General features: G+C 70.7%; 14 protein-coding genes. 8 read left to right on the plus strand and 6 right to left on the minus strand.

Features of this window, described 5'->3' with window-relative positions:
* Nucleotides 1-17: 17 nt before the first annotated feature.
* Nucleotides 18-872, minus strand: a complete 855-nt coding sequence (locus AB0D32_RS06680; RefSeq protein ID WP_357085756.1) for a hypothetical protein — start codon at nt 870-872, stop codon at nt 18-20.
* A gap of 192 nt (nt 873-1064) precedes the next feature.
* On the opposite strand from AB0D32_RS06680, the gene AB0D32_RS06685 reads away from it, so the two are divergent.
* On the plus strand, nt 1065-3917 hold the full coding sequence (locus AB0D32_RS06685; RefSeq protein ID WP_357085758.1) for a BTAD domain-containing putative transcriptional regulator: 2853 nt from the start codon (nt 1065-1067) through the stop codon (nt 3915-3917).
* Between the two features lie 18 nt (nt 3918-3935).
* On the opposite strand, the gene AB0D32_RS06690 is transcribed toward AB0D32_RS06685, so the two are convergent.
* Nucleotides 3936-5198, minus strand: a complete 1263-nt coding sequence (locus AB0D32_RS06690; RefSeq protein WP_357085760.1) for a HAMP domain-containing sensor histidine kinase — start codon at nt 5196-5198, stop codon at nt 3936-3938.
* A complete protein-coding gene (locus AB0D32_RS06695; RefSeq protein ID WP_357085762.1) occupies nt 5195-5857 on the minus strand; it encodes a response regulator transcription factor in 663 nt (220 codons plus the stop codon). Before AB0D32_RS06695 ends, AB0D32_RS06690 begins: the two co-directional genes overlap by 4 nt.
* A gap of 132 nt (nt 5858-5989) precedes the next feature.
* On the opposite strand from AB0D32_RS06695, the gene AB0D32_RS06700 reads away from it, so the two are divergent.
* Genes AB0D32_RS06700 through AB0D32_RS06715 form a run of 4 tightly spaced genes read left to right on the plus strand, consistent with a single transcriptional unit; the run spans nt 5990 to nt 9608 of the window.
* Entirely contained in the window at nt 5990-6643 is a 654-nt protein-coding gene (locus tag AB0D32_RS06700; protein WP_357085764.1) for a hypothetical protein, read from the plus strand.
* A gap of 12 nt (nt 6644-6655) precedes the next feature.
* Nucleotides 6656-7693 carry a peptidoglycan-binding protein gene (locus tag AB0D32_RS06705; protein WP_357085766.1) on the plus strand — a complete coding sequence of 346 codons (1038 nt, stop codon included), beginning with the start codon at nt 6656-6658 and terminating at the stop codon, nt 7691-7693.
* On the plus strand, nt 7690-8382 hold the full coding sequence (locus tag AB0D32_RS06710) for an ABC transporter ATP-binding protein (protein WP_357085768.1): 693 nt from the start codon (nt 7690-7692) through the stop codon (nt 8380-8382). Before AB0D32_RS06705 ends, AB0D32_RS06710 begins: the two co-directional genes overlap by 4 nt.
* Nucleotides 8379-9608, plus strand: coding sequence for an ABC transporter permease (locus AB0D32_RS06715; RefSeq protein WP_357085770.1), 1230 nt, complete (start codon nt 8379-8381; stop codon nt 9606-9608). The genes AB0D32_RS06710 and AB0D32_RS06715 overlap by 4 nt, the downstream gene beginning before the upstream one ends.
* Nucleotides 9609-9659: 51 nt before the next feature.
* On the opposite strand, the gene AB0D32_RS06720 is transcribed toward AB0D32_RS06715, so the two are convergent.
* The gene (locus tag AB0D32_RS06720; RefSeq protein WP_357085772.1) at nt 9660-10760 is read right to left on the minus strand and encodes a cation diffusion facilitator family transporter; all 1101 of its coding nucleotides are present in this window, start codon (nt 10758-10760) and stop codon (nt 9660-9662) included.
* Nucleotides 10761-10826: 66 nt separating this feature from the next.
* On the opposite strand from AB0D32_RS06720, the gene AB0D32_RS06725 reads away from it, so the two are divergent.
* Nucleotides 10827-11186, plus strand: a complete 360-nt coding sequence (locus AB0D32_RS06725) for a metalloregulator ArsR/SmtB family transcription factor (protein WP_357085774.1) — start codon at nt 10827-10829, stop codon at nt 11184-11186.
* A 102-nt stretch (nt 11187-11288) separates the two neighbouring features.
* Here AB0D32_RS06725 and AB0D32_RS06730 read toward each other — a convergent pair whose 3' ends face one another.
* Nucleotides 11289-12023: a hypothetical protein gene (locus AB0D32_RS06730; RefSeq protein WP_357085776.1), complete on the minus strand. Its 735-nt coding sequence runs from the start codon at nt 12021-12023 to the stop codon at nt 11289-11291.
* A 335-nt stretch (nt 12024-12358) separates the two neighbouring features.
* On the opposite strand from AB0D32_RS06730, the gene AB0D32_RS06735 reads away from it, so the two are divergent.
* Entirely contained in the window at nt 12359-12934 is a 576-nt protein-coding gene (locus AB0D32_RS06735; protein WP_357085778.1) for an NADPH-dependent F420 reductase, read from the plus strand.
* A gap of 271 nt (nt 12935-13205) precedes the next feature.
* Here the strand turns inward: AB0D32_RS06735 and AB0D32_RS06740 are convergent, their stop codons facing one another.
* Nucleotides 13206-13784: a GNAT family protein gene (locus AB0D32_RS06740; protein ID WP_357085781.1), complete on the minus strand. Its 579-nt coding sequence runs from the start codon at nt 13782-13784 to the stop codon at nt 13206-13208.
* Nucleotides 13785-13965: 181 nt separating this feature from the next.
* On the opposite strand from AB0D32_RS06740, the gene AB0D32_RS06745 reads away from it, so the two are divergent.
* Entirely contained in the window at nt 13966-14880 is a 915-nt protein-coding gene (locus tag AB0D32_RS06745; RefSeq protein ID WP_357085783.1) for an aminoglycoside phosphotransferase family protein, read from the plus strand.
* Nucleotides 14881-14901: the final 21 nt, after the last annotated feature.

A 14901-nucleotide genomic window follows, 5' to 3' on the forward strand; every position in this document is an offset into this window, starting at 1 on the left:
GACGCCGCGTGAGGCGGTCAGCTACCGCAGACGCCGTACCCGCTCAGGCTCCACGTGCCGGCGAAGCCGTCGGCGTCCTCGTCGGCTCGTACGCGCAGGGTGGTGCTGGGGGTGATGTTGAGCGCGCTGAGCAGCACCTGCCCGTTGCCGGCGTTGATGTCCGCCCCGATGCTGTAGAGCGCCTTGCCGGTCGGGCAGGGCTTCACGCGGGTGGCGGAGGGGTTGCTCGTACCAGTTCCCGTCACCACGATCCGCTCCAACCCGGCGGGCGCGGTGGCGCAGACCGCGAACGACGTGGCGCTCCAGCCGGTCGGGGCCGTGCCCTGGACCGCGACCGCCCGGACGGTCACCGAGGCCAGGTCGAACGACGGCACCACCTGGTCGAGCACCACGTCGCCCTGGCCGCCGTTGATGCGTCCGCCCATCCCGATGACCTTCTTCGTCCCGCAGCTGGCGGTGACGAACTCCGTGCCGACGGCCCCGGTGGTCGCGACGACCTGGTAGCCGGCCGGTGGGGTCGCACACTGGCCGACGGCCTGGAGCCCCCACTCATCGGCGACGTTCGTCGGGCCGGCCTCGCGCATCGTCACGAAGAAGCCGCTGCCGTTCGCCAACGGCTCCAGGCGGTCCAGCCCGACCCTGCCCTCCGCACCCGACCCGGCGGTGAGGAACCCGCCTCCGCCGGTGACGACCTTCCCGGTGGGGCAGGGCGCGAGCGCCGACTTGTCCTGGCTGCTGGGGGAGGCCGCGCCGAGGACGGTCTCCAGCCCGGCGGGAGTCGCCGCCGCCGGTGCCGCCCAGCCCATCGCGGCCAGCATCGTCGCCGCTCCGAGGGCTGCCGTCAGCACGCCGCTTCTCGTTCTCGTTCGCATGTGATCTCCCTGTCCGCCGCTGGCCGGCGCTGGTGCCGGCCGTGGTTCTGCACCGCCGGTCCTGGCCCGGCCGGTGTGGAGAAGCCTGGGCGGCGAGCCTTGTCGTCCGCTATCCGACCGCTTGCCGCAGGCCGTTCCGCCCGATCCGTCCATAGAATTCGATCGTCAGGTCACGACCGGTAAGGGAACTTCATGCGGTGGTCCGTCCTCGGTCCGGTCCAGGTGGCTGCCCAGGGTCGGGTCCTCGCCATCGCACGACCTCAGCAACGCGCGGTGCTCGCGCTGCTGCTGCTCGACGCCGACCGGCTCGTCTCCGTCGACCACCTCGTGGCGGCATTGTGGGCGGACGACCCGCCGGCCAGTGCCCGGACCCAGGTGCAGGTGAGTGTCAGCCGCATCCGGGCGGCACTGCGGGCCGAGGGAGCGGCCGACCTGCTGGTCACGCACGGCAGCGGATACCGGCTCGCGGTGCACGGCTCGGCGCTGGACCTGACAGAGTTCGAGATGGCGGTCGAGCAGGCCCGCACAGAGGAGGCGGCCGGAAGACCGGCTGAGGCGGCGCGGCTGCTGCGCGGCGGCCTGGCGTTGTGGCGTGGGCCGGCGCTGAGCGGCGCCGCCGGGGCGTTCGTCGCCACCGCAGCCGCAGGCCTGGACGAGCGACGCCTGGCCGCCCACGAACGGCTGGCCGCCGTGGAGCTCGGCCTCGGCCGCTACGCCGAGGTCGCGCAGACCCTGCGTCCGTTGGTGACCGCCCACCCCCTGCGGGAGACGGTGGTGGCCGGATACCTGCTCGCCCTTGCCGGCGGGGGCCAGCAGGCGGCCGCGCTGCGCCTCTTCGAGGAGACCCGGATCCGACTCGTCGAGGAACTGGGAGTGGAACCGGGACCCGAGCTGGCCGCCGCCCACCTGCGGGTGCTGCGTGGGGGAGTGCTGGCCCGGCCGTCGGCCCCGGCGGTCGTCACGTCACCGCCCGCGCCCGCGCCGGTGGGACCGCCACCCGCGCAGCTCCCCGCCGATCCCGCCTGGTTCACGGGTCGGGCGGCGACGCTGCGCGAGTTGGCCGCGCTGTTGCCCACCGACGCCAGCGGCGCCGGGACCGCTCAGGCAGTGGTCATCTCCATCGCCGGTACGGCCGGAGTGGGCAAGACCACCGTGGCGGTGCACTGGGCACGCCGGATCGCCGGCGACTACCCGGACGGCCAGTTCTACGTGAACCTGCGCGGGTTCGACCTGGACGGCCGGGCCGTGACACCGGGGGAGGCGCTCCGCGGTTTCCTGGACGCGCTGCACGTGCCACCCCAGCGGATGCCCACCGACGTGGCCGGGCAGGCGGCCCTGCTCCGCACTCTGCTGGCCAACCGGCGGGTGCTGATGCTGCTCGACAACGCCCGCGACGACGCGCACGTCCGGCCCCTGCTGCCGGGATCGCCTGGCAGCCTGGTCGTGGTGACCAGCCGCAACCGGCTCACCGGGCTGGTCGTGAGCGACGGGGCGCATCCGGTGACCGTGGACCTGCTGTCACCGCAGGAGTCCCGGGCCCTGCTGACCCGCCGGCTCGGCCCCGTCCGCGCCGCTGCGGAGGCGGCGGCCGTCGACGAGGTCGTACGACGCTGCGCCGGCCTCTCCCTGGCGCTGGCCATTGTGGCGGCCCGAGCCGTACACCATCCGGAGCTGCCGTTGGCGGGCCTCGCCGCCGAGCTGCGGCACACCCGCCTGGACCGCCTGGCGGCGCTGGAGACCGGTGACCCCGCGACGGACGTCCGGGCGGTCTTCTCCTGGTCCTACCGGGTGCTGGACGTCGCATCGGCCCGACTTTTCCGGCTGCTCGGGCTGCACCCCGGCCCCGACGTCGCGCGACCGGCGGTGGCCAGTCTGCTGGGCCTACCGCCGGCTCAGGTCGGGCCGCTGTTGACCGGGCTGGTCCGCGCGCACCTGCTGACCGAGTGGAGCCCCGGGCGATACGCCATGCACGACCTGCTCCGGGCCTATGCCGCTGAGCTCTGCCAGCGGGCCGAACCGGAGGCCGAGCGCCAGGCGGCCCGACGCCGGATGCTCGACCACTACCTGTATGCCACGCACGCGGCGGACCACCTTCTCGATCCGTACCGACTGACCCGGCCGGCGACCCTGCCGCCGCCGGAGCCCGGGGTGACGGTGGGCGACCGTCCCGACCACGCCTGGGCGACCGACTGGTTCGCCGCCGAGCGTCACGTCCTGCTCGCCGCCGTGGAACAGGCGGCGGGCAACGGCTTGGACCAGCATGCCTGGATGCTGGCCGCCGCCCTCACCACGTACCTCGACCGCGCCGGGCACTGGCCCGAACTGGCCGCCGCACACCGGATCGCGCTGGCCGCCGCCCGCCGCCGCGACGACCTGTCCGGGCAGGCCACGGCCTACCGGGGGCTGGCGATCACCTGCACCTGGCTCGGCGACCACCCGGCCGCCCGCGCCCACTACCAGCGGGTTCTCGAGCTCTACCGCGAGCTCGGTGACGACACCGGCCAGGCGCACACCCACCTGGGGACGAGTTGGGTGTTGGCCCGGCAGGGCAGGCACCGGGCGGCCCTCGACGAGACGCGTCGAGCCCTCGGCCTCTACCGGGCCACCGGCGACCAGGTCGGGCAGGCCAAGGCCCTCAACAACCTCGGCTGGCTGCACGCCCGGGTCGGTGAGCACGGGCCGGCGCTGCGCTGCTGCCGGTCCGCGCTGCGCCTGCACGAGCAGACCGGGGACCGGCACGGCGAGGCCCTGACCTGGGACAGCCTCGGCTACGTCCACCACGGGCGTGGCGAACACGCGCAGGCCGCGGAGTGCTACCACAGGGCCCTCGCGCTGCACCGGGAACTCGGCGACCGGTACGACGAGGCGGAGGTGCTGGACAACCTCGGCGACACCCGACGCGCCGCCGGTGACCTCGTCGGCGCGCGCCGGGCGTGGCGCGAGGCACTCATGATCTTCGACGACCTACGCCACCCCGACGCCGACCGGCCCAGGTCGAAACTGGCCGCCACCGCGTCGCCGAACCGGTACGCCAACCTGAGCTGACCGGGAGGGTGCCGAAACCTACGTGGTCCCCCTGCGGCGGTCATGGGCCGCCACCGGCTGGCGGGCGTGGTCCGGCACGTGGGCGTGGACGACGAGGCCACCGTTCTCCCGCGCGGTGATGGTCAGGGTGCCGTTGTGGCGTTCGACTATGCGTTTCATGATGGCCAGGCCCAGCCCGTAGCCCGGGTTCTGCTCCTGGGCGAGGCGGGTGGTCTTGCCGTGGTTGAAGGGTGCGGTGAGATCGTCGATCGTGTCGGGGTCGATGCACTCCCCGGTGTTCGAGATGGTGATGTCGATTCCGTCGCCGCGGTTCACGGTCCGGATGTCGACTCGGCCGTTGTCGACGTTGTGTCGTACTGCGTTGATGATGGCGTTGCGGAGGAACTGTTCGATCAGCGTCCTGTCCGCGGTGAGCAGCCGGTCCGTCGTCTCGACGGTGACGTCCAGGCCGCGGATGGCGATCAGCCCGTCGAGGTCGGCCAGGGCCTCGCGGATCGCCGCCGCCAGGTCGACCGGCTCCGGCTTTCCCAACTGGGAGGTCTCGGCGCGGGCGAGATCCAGCAGGGCGTTGAGGATGGTCTCGCTGCGTTTGGTCGCGGTGAGCGCGCGGGTGACGGCTGGTTCGAGTTGGGTGGGGACCCGTCCCTGTTCGAGGGGGATTTCGAGGGCCGTGCGGGCTGTCGCGACGGGGGTGCGGAGTTCGTGGGACGCGTTGGCGATGAACTCGCGTTGCCGGGCGAAGGAATCTTCGAGCCGGTCGAGCATCTGATCGATCGTGTCGCCGAGTTCCTTGATCTCGTCGGTCGGGCCGGGCAGGTTCAGCCGTGCGCCGAGCTGGTGCTGGGTGATGGATCGAGCGGACGAGGTGATGTCGGCGATCCGGGCGAGGGCGGCGCGGGAGAGCCGGGACGCGGCGAGAGCGGCGAAGACGGCGAAGACGGCGAGGATTCCGAGACACCACCACACGAGGCCGGCGAGTATGTCCTCGCGGAGGGTGACCTGGGTCCGGTCGATGACCCCTTGGACTTCCCCCGCCGGCAGCCCGTCGGCGTACGCGACGGAACCCTGTTCGGACAGCGGCCCGCCGCTCTGCCAGGTGACCACCGTGCCGTCGGTGCTGATGAGCTCGTTGAACCCGCCGCGCTGAGCGGTGTCGAAGAGGTGCGCCACGGCGAGATAGACGACGGCGAGCAGGATGATTCCGGCGGTGAGGAACGCCGCGGTGAAGGTCACCGTGAGTCGGGTGCGGAAACTGTGCAGCCGGGGCGTCCGTCGGCTCATGACGGTGCCTCCATCCGGTAGCCGCGGCCGTGCTCGGCGACGATCAGGTCCGGTGCGCCGAGCTTGCGGCGCAGGGAGTAGACGGCCATCTTCACGGCGGCACGTTCGGTGTCGTAGTCCTCGTCCCAGGCGTGGTCGATGAGTTGCCGATAGGTCACGAGACCTCCGTTGGCGACGACGAGGGCTTCGAGCACCGCGTACTCCTTGGTGCTGAGGCGCACCGGCACTCCACGTCGGGTCACCCGCTGCCCCGCGGTGTCCAGGACGAGGTCCGCAACCCTGCGGGAGGTGTCGCCGGGGTCGAGCCGGCGGGCGAGGGCGTTGATGCGGGCGGTCAGCTCACGGTAGGCGAAGGGCTTCGTGAGGTAGTCGTCCGCCCCGAGGTCCAGGCCCTCGACGCGGTCGTCGAGCCCGGCGGCGGCGGTCAGCATGAGAATGCGTACGGGGTGGCGCAGGGCCGACAGGGTCCGGCAGACGGTGTCGCCGTCGAGGATCGGCAGGTTGCGGTCCAGCACGATCACCTCCGGATCGCCGAGCTGGATCCGGCTGAGGGCGGTCGCGCCGTCGTGGGCGACGTCGACCGTGTACCCGTCGGCGCGTAGCCCTTCGGCCAGGCTCGTGGCGAGGTCGATCTCGTCTTCCACGATCAGCACTCTCATCACCCCATTGTCGGCCCGGGCGGTAAGGAAACGGTCAGGAGCACGCTGACCGTTCGCTGACCGCCGACCGTCTAGAACTTCTCCTGACCGATCCCGCGACACCGGGACGCGACCCGTCAGTGAGGAAGAACCATGTTCAGCAACGACCACCGGCCCGCCACGACGAGACTGTTCGTCGCGGGTGCCGCGCTTGCCGCCGCTCTCACGCTCGCCGGCTGCACGTCCACGCCCGAGGTGCCGTCCGCCGGCGACGTACCCGCGGGCAAGGGCGACGCGAAGGCGGCGGCGGAAGCGTACGCGGCCTGCCTGCGCGCCGAAGGGGTGCAGAACGTGATGACCGGGCCGGACGGCCATGTCGGCCCCGGCATCTCGATCGACTCCGCGCAGGGGAACAGCAGCCCGGGCGCCGTCAAGTTCGACGCGGCGGCGGCCGAGCTGTTCGCGGCGGCCGAGCAGGTCTGCCGTGCGAAGGTGCCCCAGTACGAGCCGCCGCGCGACGTCGACGGAACCGACCCGGCCCTGGCGGAGGCGTCCCGTGCGTTCGCGAAGTGCGCCAGGGAGAACGGCATCGCCGCCTTCCCCGATCCGGACGGCGCGTCCGCGGAGATGGCGGTGCCGGCCGGGACGACGAAGGAACAGTTCTTCGCCATGTTCGCGGCATGCAAGAAGACGATCATTCCGACCGGAGAGAAGAAGGGCACGTTCGTCGCCCCGAACTTCACGGGCGCGTTCGACCCGGCCTGGAGCGAGGAGCTGTACTCCCGCATCATCGATGGCGCGAACTAGGCGAGGCGAGCAGTGCGAAGCCGTACCCGTGTCGCCGCCGCCGCGACCGTCGTCCTGGTGCTCGGTGCGGTGGCCGTGGCCTACGTGTGGCAGCCCTGGCGCAGGGATGCCGCCGCACCGGGACCGAAGGTGAACACCCAGCCGATCGTGCGAGAGGCGCTGACGTCGAACACGGTCCTGAACGCGCAGCTCAGCTACGGCGACCCGGACACCCTCATCGGTGGCGGCGGTGGCATCCTCACGGTGCTGCCGCCCCCCGGCAAGGTGGTCAGGGTAGGCCAACGCGTCTACGAGACGGACGGGCGACCCGTCGTGCTCCTGAAGGGCGCCCGGCCCTTCTGGCGCGAGCTCAGCACCGGAGTGAGCCCGGGTGAGGACGTACGCCAACTCGAACGGAACCTCGTCAAGCTGGGCTTCAGTGGCCTCACCGTGGACGACACGTTCACCCGGTCCACCGCCCTGGCGATCAAACGCTGGCAGGATTCCCTCCGCCTCAAGCGCACCGGTGTGTTCGCGCCGGGCGATGCTGTGGTCACCAGGGCGGACGCGATCCGGGTCGAGACCCTCCACGTGAAGCTCGGGGCATCCGTCAACGGCGACATCCTCGACTACACCGACACCACCGTCCACGCGGTCGCCAACCTCAGCACCGCGCAGGCCGGATCGTTGACGCCTGGGAAACCGGTCACCGTGGTCCTGCCCGACGGGTCGAGCATCGCCGCTCGGATCGCCCAGATCCAGAAGCACCGCGGGTCCGACAAGGACGGGAAACCACTACCGGACCGGGCGGTCATCGAATTCGCCGACCAGTCCCGGGTGTCAGGGGTCGGCCTCTCCGCGGTGCGGGTCACCATCCCCAGCGACACCGTCGACGGCGCTCTCGTCGTACCGGTCACCGCGCTCCTCGCCCTGGCCGACGGCGGGTACGGCGTCGAAGTGCTCCGAGACGGCAGGCGAGTCCTCGTGCCCGTGAAGGTGGGACTGGTCGCCGACTCCCGGCTACAGATCACCGGCGACGTCAGTGAGGGGGAGGAGGTGGTGGCACCGTGACCGATTCCGTCCTCACCGTCGAGGAGGTGTCCAAGACGTACCCGACGGACCCGCCGACCCATGCCCTTCGCGCAGCCAACCTGACGGTGCGTGCCGGGGAGATGGTCGCGGTCGTGGGGCCGTCCGGGTCGGGCAAGTCCACCCTGCTCTCGATCATGGGCACCCTCGAGGACCCCACCAGCGGGACGGTGCGGCTGCGGGGCTACCCGGTCGCGGTACTCGGCGACGCGCAGCGGGCGGCACTGCGGGCACGACACATCGGTTTCGTGTTCCAACAGTTCCACCTCATCCCCACCCTCACGGCGGAGAGGAACGTCGCGACGGGGCTGCTTTACACCGGCGCCGGACACGCCGAGCGCCTCCGTCAGGCCCGAGACGCTCTCGAAGCCGTCGGGCTGGCCCACCGCGCCCGGTATCGGCCCGGGCAACTCTCCGGAGGTGAGAAGCAGCGCGTCGCGATCGCCCGGGCGCTCGTCAAGCAGCCGAGCATCGTGTTCGCCGACGAGCCCACCGGAGCCCTCGACACGGCCACCGGGGGAAACATCATCCGCCTCCTCAGTGAGATCGCCGGCTCCGGCACGGCGGTCGTCGTCATCACCCACGACCACGCCATCGCCGACACGATGCCGCGTCGTGTCCGGATCCGCGACGGCCGCATCACCACCGACACCGGGGCACCCACCGCATGAGCATCTCCGACCTTCAACCGATCCGGATCCGCGTCCGCGACCTGCTCGACGATGCCACCGCCGGAACCTGGGCGAGACCGCTGCGCACCATCCTGTCGTCCATCGGGATCGCGATCGGCATCGCCGCGCTCGTCGCCATCACCGGCGTCGCCGGCTCCAACAAGGCCCAGTATCTGAACGAGCTCGATCGCATGGGCGCGAACCTGCTCACCGTCGAGCCCGGCAAGGACACGAACGACAAGACCGTACCGCTGCCCGCAACGGCGCCGGAGATGATCGAACGCATCGCCCCCGTCACGAACGCCGCCGCAGTGTTCGCCGTACCCAACACGGTGCGCGCCTACCGCACCGACCACGTCCCGACCAACCAGACCAGGGGGTTGCTCGTCCAGGCCGCGGGCCCCGGCCTTCCGGCAGCGATCGACGCCGACCTGGCCTGGGGCCAGTGGTTCAGCAACGCCAGCCGCATCCTTCCGACCGTCGTACTCGGGTCGCAGGCCGCCGCGACGCTCGGCATCGCCCATCCCGGCCAGCGCATCTGGGTCGCCGACCAGTGGCACTCCGTCATCGGTGTCCTGCAACCGGTCGTCCTCGCGGAGGGCATCGACCACGCCGTCTTCCTCGGCGACGACTGGACCAGGGACACCATCTGGCCGCAGTTCACCGACACCACCGGCGCCACCCCGGGCAGCATCGCCACGATCTACGTGAACACCCACCCCGGCACGGCCGCCCAGGTGCGTCCGGTGCTCGCCGCCACCGCCAATCCCGTCGCGCCCCAGTACGTCGGAGTGTCCCAGCTCTCCGACTATGCCGACATGCGCGAACTCGCCGACACCAGCCTCACGAACCTCGCCACGGCCCTTGCCGCGATCGCGCTCCTGATCGGTGGCGTCGGCATCGCCAACACCATGGTCGTCGCCGTCATCGAACGTCGCGGCGAAATCGGACTCCGGCTCGCCCTCGGAGCGCGACGCACACACATCGCCACGCAGTTCATCTTCGAGGCGCTGGCTCTCGCCACCATAGGCGCGACCATCGGTGTCAGCACCGGCGTCCTGGCCACCATCGGCTATGCCGCGGTCAACGCGCAAGCCGCGGCTCTTCCCGTCACCGCGATCGTCGCCGCACCCGTACTGGCGCTCACCGTCGGGATCATCGCCGGGGCGTACCCCGCCTGGCGAGCCACCCGGCTCACACCCAACGAAGCACTCCGCACAGCCTGAAGGCGCGTACGCCGCTGTCGACCGGGCTGGCCCGGGTCCCGGGGGGTCACGTCAACCTGCCTCGCGGGGCGACAGTTCGCTCAGGTGTTGACGGCGTCGGTGGGACAGGTCGGTGTGGTGGTGGGCGCCGGGATGGCAGTCGGGATCGGTGTGGACGGTGGCGCTCGTGAGCCGGGGTACGGCGTGGGTGAGTTGGTGTTCGGCATCGGCGGCGATCTCGTGGGCGGCGACGAGGCTGAGGTGGGTGTCCACGACGAGTTCGGCTTCGGCGTGGAGGCGGTGGCCGATCCAGCGGAGCCGGACCGTGGTGACGTCGCGGACGCCGTCGACGCCGCGCAGCGTGGTTTCGGCCTGGTCGACGATGGAGGGGTCTACGGCGTCCATGAGCCGTCGGTAGACCTCGCGGGCGGCGTCCTTGAGGACGAAGGTGATGGCGACGGCGATGGCCAGGCCGACGACGGGGTCGGCCCAGCGCCAGCCGAGGGAGGCCCCGCCGGCGGCGAGGAGCACGGCGAGGGAGGTGTAGCCGTCGGTGCGGGCGTGCAATCCGTCGGCGACCAGGGCGGCGGAGCCGATGCGGCGGCCGACGCGGATGCGGTAGCGGGCGACCAACTCGTTGCCGATGAAGCCGACGAAGCCGGCGGCGGCCACCCAGGGCAGGTGGGTCACCTCGGCCGGGTGCAGCAGTCGGGCGATGGCGGTCCATGCGGCGGCGACGGCGGAGGCGGCGATCACCGCGACGATGATGATGCCGGCGATGTCTTCGGCGCGACCGTAGCCGTAGGTGTAGGCCCGGGTGGCGGCGCGGCGGCCGAGTAGGAAGGCGATCGCGAGGGGTACGGCGGTGAGGGCGTCGGCGACGTTGTGCAGGGTGTCGCCGAGCAGGGCGACCGACCCGGACAGCACGACGATGGCGGCTTGGGCGATGGCGGTTGCCCCGAGGCCGACGAGTGAGATCCACAGGGCGCGCAGTCCCTCGCGGGAGGACTCCAACGCGGGGTCGATCTTCGCGCGGGAGTCGTGCGAGTGGGGGACGACGGCATGGGTCAGCCGGTGCCACGAGGCGGCGAGCCGGCCGCCGTGGTGGTGGCCGTGATGGTGTGGGTGGTCGTGGCCTCGGTCGTGACGGTGCTCGTGATCGTGGTCGTTCACCGCGTCTCCCAACGTCCCTGACGGTATGCGGGTCGGTATCCCCGACGGCGGCGATAATATGTGCCCATGTGCGCACGCGACAACGGTGCAGATGCCAACGACCTGCAACAACATCTACCTGTCGACAGTCACGTCGAGGCGGCAACGGAGATGTTGCGGATGCTCGCGGACGGCACGCGGCTGCGGTTGATGTGGCTGCTCGTCGACGCGGAGCATGACGTGACCGAACTGGTGGCGGCGCTGGGGGTGGCACGGCCGGCGGTGTCGCAGCATCTGGGCAAGCTGCGGCTGGCAGGGCTGGTCACGGTACGGCGCGACGGCCGGCGTGCGTTGTACAGCGCTCGGAGAGGCCATGTGCGGCGGCTCGTGACTGAGGTGCTGCACGCCGCCTCGCACCGGGTGGCCGGCATCCCCGAGCACGACTGACCGCCGGGAGTCAGCGCAGCATCGCCCCCACAGGTGTTCGCAGGCCAAGAAGCTCGTTGCCGGTCCGACGCGGGTCGCCCGCTCTCCACCCGGCAGGCGTCGTCAGTACTTCATGACGCAGTAGACGACGGTCGGGTTCGTGAACCGGTACCAACGGTTCCATTTGCGGTCCCGTGTGCACCTGTTTCCGTTGGAGGCGCCGGGGACGATGTCGATGATGTGCACGGTGCCCTTCGCCTTGCACTTCGGCGCACCGACGATCCAGCCGTTGCCCGTCGGGAACTTGTAACAGTAGAGGCGCACGAGGTGACGCTCCAGGCACAACCGATAGCCATCTTCGGTGATGTACGCGGAGTCAGGGTCAGCGCAGGCGCCTCGGGAGTAGTCGATCGAGACCACCCGGTAGGTGCCACGGGTGCCGTTGCAGTTGCCGATGCCCTGAAATCTGCCCTTCTCACTGACCACGATGCACTGCCCGATCCTTGCCGGCGGCGGTGGGGGAGCCGCCTCGGTCGTGGGAACGACCCGAGGGGACGAGTACGTCGGCTCAACCCGCGGACGTTCCCGTGTCGTCTCGATCGGCCCGGGCTGGGAGTTGGCCGTGGGCCGGTCCTGCTGGCCGCTCCTGGCATTGAAGAAGACCACCCCGCCCACCACGGCCCCGCAGACGCCGAGCAGACACAGCGCCAGTACTGCGGCGACCACGCCGATGATGAGCGTCGTGTTGCGTTTCGGCGGTGTCGGTGGTGGCACCGGCAGTTGCTGCGGCGCCGCCCCGGGATTTGGTGGAGTCGCATCCGGTCGGTCGGGCATGTTCGGCGGCAGAGGCAACGTCACTCGCAGAGTGTCACACAGGTCTATCCATGGCCCTTCACAGGAGGTCGCAAGTGGAGGGTGGCCCGGCTGGCGGGGGAGCCGGCCGACCTGGGCGACGGGCCACGGGGGCAGCAACTGTCTCGTCGGCGCGCCCCTGCCCTCGGGCAGGGGAAACCAATCCGCCAGCCCATAGTCGTCAAGTCGCCGTACCGCGTGCGAGAGCCGTGGGAGAGTGGCATTGGTGCGCTGGGCCAGGGAGGAAAGGCACACCCGGGAGGCGAGCCGCTTGGCGGTCGACCGCTGCTTGCTCACGCTTCTTGCTTGAAGCATCAACCATTTGTGAAAGGAAGAGTCCGATGGCACGCCTCTCGATCATCGGTGCCGGCAACATGGGTCAGGCCATCTCCGCCGTTGCCGCCAGGGGTGACAACACAGTCGAGCTGTTCGGCAAGAGCGACACCGACAAGCCGGTCAGTGGCGACATCGTCGTGCTCGCCGTGCCTTACCCGGCCGTGGAGCAGGTCCTGGCGCAGCGCGCCGGCCAGCTCGACAACAAGATCATCGTTGACATAACCAACCCGCTGAACTTCGAGACCTTCGACTCCCTGACCGTGCCCGCCGACTCCTCGGCCGCTGCGGAGATCGCCGCGAAGCTTCCGGGCTCGCGGGTACTCAAGGCGTTCAACACCACCTTCGCCGGCACCCTCGCCGATGGAAACGTCGGCCCGCTGACCACCACCGTGCTGATCGCTGGCGACGACGCCGACGCCAAGACCACCCTTGCCGGCGTGATCACCGCCGCCGGGTTGAAGGCGATCGACGTCGGCTCCCTCAAGCGCGCCCGGGAGATGGAGGCCCTCGGTTTCCTGCAGATCAACCTGGCCGCGAACGAGAGGGTCTCCTGGACCGGCGGCTTCGGCATCGTCAACTGACCGACCCCTACGTGCTGGTCACCAGCTCCCCGAGCCCGGGAAAAGCCAGCAGCATCGGAGAGGCGGCCATAGCAACAAGCCCGCGGCGAGTAGGAGGGGTGCGCGCACCCGAGGTCGGCCCGACAGACGTTCCAAGCCCCCGCTGGGTTGCGCCAGCGGATGCAGGCGCCGACGGCGGCGTCCCGCCCCGCCCGACACAACGTCAGAACCAGTGGGTGACCCGATCAACGTCCAAAGACGAGGCACCAGTCAGCAGCTTGGCCAGCACACCTCATCGGCACGCCTCCGGGCTGTGTATGGCGTGCCATTCGCGCGCGAGGATCGCGTACTGGTAGCCGTCGACCCAGCCCAGCTCGGCATGCCACGAGTCCTCGATTCCGTGTTGCTCACGCCGCATCCCCGCCTTCTCGAGCACCCGTGCAGAGGCAGGATTGTCGGCGTTACAGCTTGCGATGACACGCCGAAGCCCCAGGCGGTCGAACGCCGCCACGAGCAGGCCGCGGGCGAGATCACTCGCCACGCCCTTCCCCGCGGAGCCCGGCTCGACGATGTATCCGATAACCCCTTCTGTGCGCTTCGGCATCCCAGGCTGGCCCATGCCGTCTACGACTTCGAGGAAGCCCATCGCGACAACGGTCCCGTCGACCTCGGCAACGCAGGAGAAATCGGTATCGCTGGTTGGCACAGCCAGCCATTCCTGGCGGAACGTCCCCGGGTCGACACTCGTGCGGAGCATGAACCGGTTGACCGCAGGATCGTTGCGGAAGGACAGCAGCTGCTCAATGTCGCTCTCGCGTGCTTCCCGAAGAAGGAGAAGACCGACGCGCATCGGCCAGGGGCTGGACACCATCCCGTCATCCTGTCAGTCGATCGTGGGGAACGAGAAACGGTTTAGCGCCCATCGGCAGGAGCGGACGCTGACCGGCGCACGGCCAGCGGCATGACTGGATATCGTGACCGTGCCGACGACTGGCACCACGTCCTTGGCCCAGCACGCTTGCGGTTCCGCTGCGAGACTACTGTTTCTTCGCATGACCCACGTCGAGATCGAGGTCACGGCGGAGCTGGTCCGGGATCTGGTACGCGACCAGCATCCCGACCTCGCCGATCGCCCGGTTCGGCTGGGCGCGCGTGGATGGGACAACCAACTGTGGCGGCTCGGTGACGACCTTGCCGTCCGGCTTCCCTGGGCGACCTCGACCGCAGACGCGCTGCTGCTCAAGGAGTACGCCTGGCTGCCCGCGCTGGCCCCGCGACTTCCGCTGCCCATCACCGTCCCGCAGCGATTCGGCGAACCCTCCGAACGGTTCCCGCGGCCCTGGCTCATCACCACCTGGGTCCCGGGCACACCCGCCGACCGGAACCCCATCACGCGCGCTGCACACGCTGCCGATGCCCTGGCCACCTTCCTGACGGCTCTTCACCAACCCGCCCCCAGCGACGCGCCCGCAGGCCGCGACCGCGGCGGGCCACTGGCCGAGCACGCCGACCAGTTCGCCAAGGGGCTCACCTACGCCACCGAGCGGGGGCTGATCGACGACCCGGACACCGTCCGCGCCGTCTGGCACGACGCGGTCACCGCGCCTCGATGGACGGGCCCGGCACTTTGGCTCCACGCCGACCTGCACCCGGCCAACGTCCTCACCGCCGACGGCACCTTCTGCGGCGTGATCGACTTCGGCGACCTCTGCGCGGGCGACCCGGCATATGACCTCGCCGCCGGATGGCTTCTGCTACCCGACGGCATGATCGACCCCTTCTACGCGGCCTACCAGCCGACCCCGGACGCCGCCACCATGCGCCGCGCTCGCGGTTGGGCGCTGGCACGTGCCCTCAGCGGCATCCTCATCGGCGATGCCGGCGACCACGGCCGCCCCGGCGGCAAGCCCACCTGGGGCCCCCCCGCCCACGCCGCCCTGCAACGCCTCATCGCCACAATCCGTTGACCCGGCGATCGCCACTCGTCC

It is taken from the genome of Micromonospora sp. NPDC048170 (assembly GCF_040652795.1).
Taxonomy (GTDB): Bacteria; Actinomycetota; Actinomycetes; order Mycobacteriales; family Micromonosporaceae; genus Micromonospora.